Raw genomic sequence first — 3,484 nt, 5'->3', positions numbered from 1 at the left:
GTACTTCCCCATGAAACACCCCATCGGTTGTGTCCAACCTTTGGGGTGCAGTCCACAGAGCGTGGGAACGATCACGATACAACGCGTTTCCACTGATCGTTCCCACGCTCCGCGTGGGAATGCAGCCCGTGACGCTCCGCGTCACAACGGTGTTCGACGTCGCGCAGGTGTTGAAGCTGGAACGCGGAGCGTCCCTGGAGGCGTTCCCACGCAGAGCGTGGGAACGTTCGGTTCATATTAGTGCGACATCACTTCACGGATGTCGCGGGCCAACTCTCGTACACGTTCTTCTTCGGTATCCCACGAACACATGAAGCGTGCGCCGCCGTTACCGATGAAGGTGTAGAAACGCCAGCCCTTGCCTGTCAGCGCGGCGATGGCCGGTTCCGAGAGTTGCAGGAACACGCCGTTGGCCTGTACCGGAAACATCAACTCGACACCGGGAATGTCACTGACCAGTTCGGCGAGCAACTGCGCACAGCGGTTGGCGTGGTTGGCGTATTTGAGCCAGGCGTCGTTTTCCAGGATGCCGACCCACGGCGCCGACAAGAAGCGCATCTTCGACGCCAGTTGCCCGGCCTGTTTGCAGCGATAGTCAAAGTCTTCCGCCAGTTTGTGGTTGAAGAACAGAATCGCCTCGCCCACGGCCATGCCGTTTTTCGTACCGCCAAAGCACAGCACGTCGACACCGGCCTTCCAGGTCAGGTCTGCCGGCGAGCAACCGAGGAATGCGCACGCATTGGAAAAACGCGCGCCGTCCATGTGCAGATTCAGCCCGAGTTCCTTGCAGGTGGCGCTTATCGCGCGGATTTCGTCCGGGGTATAGACGCTGCCCACTTCGGTGGCCTGGGTCAGGGTCACGACGCGGGGTTTCGGGTAATGGATGTCCTGGCGCTTGAGCGCGACTTCGCGGATCGATTCCGGTGTCAGCTTGCCGTTTTCAGTACGGGCGATCAGCAGCTTGGAACCGTTGGAGAAAAATTCCGGCGCGCCGCATTCGTCGGTTTCGACGTGGGCGGTTTCCGAGCAGATCACGCTGTGGTAACTCTGGCACAGCGACGACAGGGCCAACGAGTTGGCGGCGGTGCCGTTGAAGGCGAAAAACACTTCGCAATCGGTTTCAAACAGTTTGCGGAATCCGTCGGAGGCGCGGGCGGTCCATTCGTCGTCACCGTAGGCGCGCTGGTGGCCGTGATTGGCCTGTTCCATGGCCGCCCAGGCTTCAGGGCAAATGCCGGAATAGTTGTCGCTGGCGAATTGTTGGCTCTTATCGGTCATGGCCTGCTTCCGTGATCGGGACGCTTATGGTGAAGCGCCTCGTGGTCAATGATGGTGCGCACTTTACCGAAGATCGTCCGGGGAGTACGTGGGATGTTTCTGTCAGAAAGATACAAGGATGCCGGGCAATTATGCACATGACTATGCCCGTAAAGCAGCGCGACGGTGCACTGGACCTGCTCAAGTGGTTGGCGCTGCTGAGCATGGTGCTCGATCACCTGCGATATGTCGGTTATTCCGTCGATCTGTTGTATGTGCCGGGACGTTTGGCGTTCCCGTGGTTTTGTCTGGCGATGGCGGCGAACCTGGCGCGCAAGCCGGCCCAGGCGAACGCTGGACAGTGGCGCTATCTGGGCTGGTTGCTGCTGTTCAGTGCGCTCAGTGAAGTTCCTTACCGGATGTTTATTGCCAATCCCGACACGCTGAACGTCATGCCCACACTTGTCCTTGGATTGCTGGTGGCCCGTGGCTGGCAGCAACCGGCGCTTCAATCGCGTTTGCTGGCGGTGGCTGCACTGCTGCTGGCGGGTTTTTTTTCGCAGCGTGTGATGTTCGGTTTTTTTGGCGTGTTGTTGCCGTTGGTACTGCTGTGGGTGATCCATCGTCCATGGTATTTCGCGTTGCTTGCGGGGCTTGTCTGTCTGGCCGCCAATCAATGGCAGGTGCTGTATTACTCCGTTCGGCTGGGCAGTCATGTGGCTGTGGCGGCCATCATCACTTGTCTGATTGCGCCATGGCTGGGGCTGTTCCTGTTGCGACATGCCCGTGACGTAAAACCACCGCCGATGCGACGCTGGGCGTATGCGCTGTATCCGGCGCATTTCCTGGTGTTGCTCGCAGTGCGACAGGCCATCGCCTGACCCGACCCCTGTGGCGAGGGAGCTTGCTCCCGCTGGGCTGCGCAGCAGACCCGACGCCTGTGCATGCGGTCTGCCCGTCAGCTCGTGGTTATCGCTTTTGCGACTGCTTCGCAGTCGAGCGGGAGCAAGCTCCCTCGCCACAAAGGCATCCACTGGCTCGGCCATTTCACGCCATGTCGTAAACGCACCTTTGCGTGGCGCCCGTAGGCATTTGACCCTTCGAAGCCAGTCATACCATCGCTATCAAAGGGCACTGCCGAAACGCCAGTGCCTCACCGAGACGAATGGCGCACAGATGCCGCTGGGAGAGACGCGATGTTCAGCAAGCAAGACCAGATCCAGGGTTACGACGATGCACTGCTGGCGGCGATGAATGCCGAGGAGCAACGTCAGGAAGATCACATCGAGCTGATCGCGTCGGAGAACTACACCAGCAAGCGCGTGATGCAAGCGCAAGGCAGCGGCCTGACCAACAAGTACGCCGAAGGCTATCCGGGCAAGCGCTACTACGGTGGCTGCGAGCACGTCGACAAGGTCGAGGCCCTGGCCATCGAACGCGCCAAGCAGCTGTTCGGCGCCGATTACGCCAACGTCCAGCCGCACTCCGGTTCCTCGGCCAACAGCGCCGTGTACCTGGCCTTGTTGAACGCCGGCGACACCATTCTGGGCATGAGCCTGGCCCATGGCGGTCACCTGACCCACGGCGCCAAAGTGTCGTCCTCGGGCAAACTCTACAACGCCGTGCAGTACGGCATCGACACCAAGACCGGCCTGATCGATTACGACGAAGTCGAGCGCCTGGCCGTCGAGTGCAAGCCGAAGATGATCGTGGCCGGCTTCTCTGCCTACTCAAAGACCCTGGACTTCCCGCGCTTCCGCCAGATCGCGGACAAGGTCGGAGCGCTGCTGTTCGTCGACATGGCCCACGTGGCCGGTCTGGTCGCTGCCGGCCTGTACCCGAACCCGCTGCCGTATGCCGATGTGGTCACCACCACTACCCACAAGACCCTGCGCGGTCCACGTGGCGGCCTGATCCTGGCCAAGTCCAACGAAGAAATCGAGAAGAAGCTCAACGCCGCGGTCTTCCCGGGTGCCCAGGGCGGCCCGCTGATGCACGTCATCGCCGGTAAAGCGGTGTGCTTCAAGGAAGCGCTGGAGCCAGGCTTCAAGGCTTACCAGCAACAAGTGATCGACAACGCCCAGGCCATGGCCGGCGTGTTTATCAAACGCGGCTACGATGTAGTGTCCGGCGGCACCGATAACCACTTGTTCCTGGTCAGCCTGATCCGCCAGGGCCTCACCGGCAAAGAGGCGGACGCAGCACTCGGTCGCGCCCACATCACCGT

The 3,484-nt window shown here is 60.7% G+C and carries 3 protein-coding genes; 2 read left to right on the top strand and 1 reads right to left on the bottom strand.

Annotated features, from left to right (window positions below; genetic code table 11):
* Nucleotides 1-237: 237 nt before the first annotated feature.
* Nucleotides 238-1,278, bottom strand: coding sequence for a low specificity L-threonine aldolase (locus tag D8U18_RS03895; RefSeq protein WP_056853884.1), 1,041 nt, complete (start codon nt 1,276-1,278; stop codon nt 238-240).
* Between the two features lie 131 nt (nt 1,279-1,409).
* Here D8U18_RS03895 and D8U18_RS03890 point away from each other — a divergent pair, with 131 nt between their 5' ends.
* Nucleotides 1,410-2,138: a TraX family protein gene (locus tag D8U18_RS03890; protein WP_241664287.1), complete on the top strand. Its 729-nt coding sequence runs from the start codon at nt 1,410-1,412 to the stop codon at nt 2,136-2,138.
* Nucleotides 2,139-2,453: 315 nt separating this feature from the next.
* On the top strand, nt 2,454-3,484 hold a 1,031-nt coding region (glyA, locus tag D8U18_RS03885; protein WP_131107057.1), incomplete at its 3' end, for a serine hydroxymethyltransferase.

Origin of the sequence: Pseudomonas sp. Sample_10 (assembly GCF_004321495.1) — a bacterium.
In the GTDB taxonomy this organism is placed as follows: Bacteria; Pseudomonadota; Gammaproteobacteria; order Pseudomonadales; family Pseudomonadaceae; genus Aquipseudomonas.
This window is presented reverse-complemented; position numbering and strand designations above follow the sequence as displayed.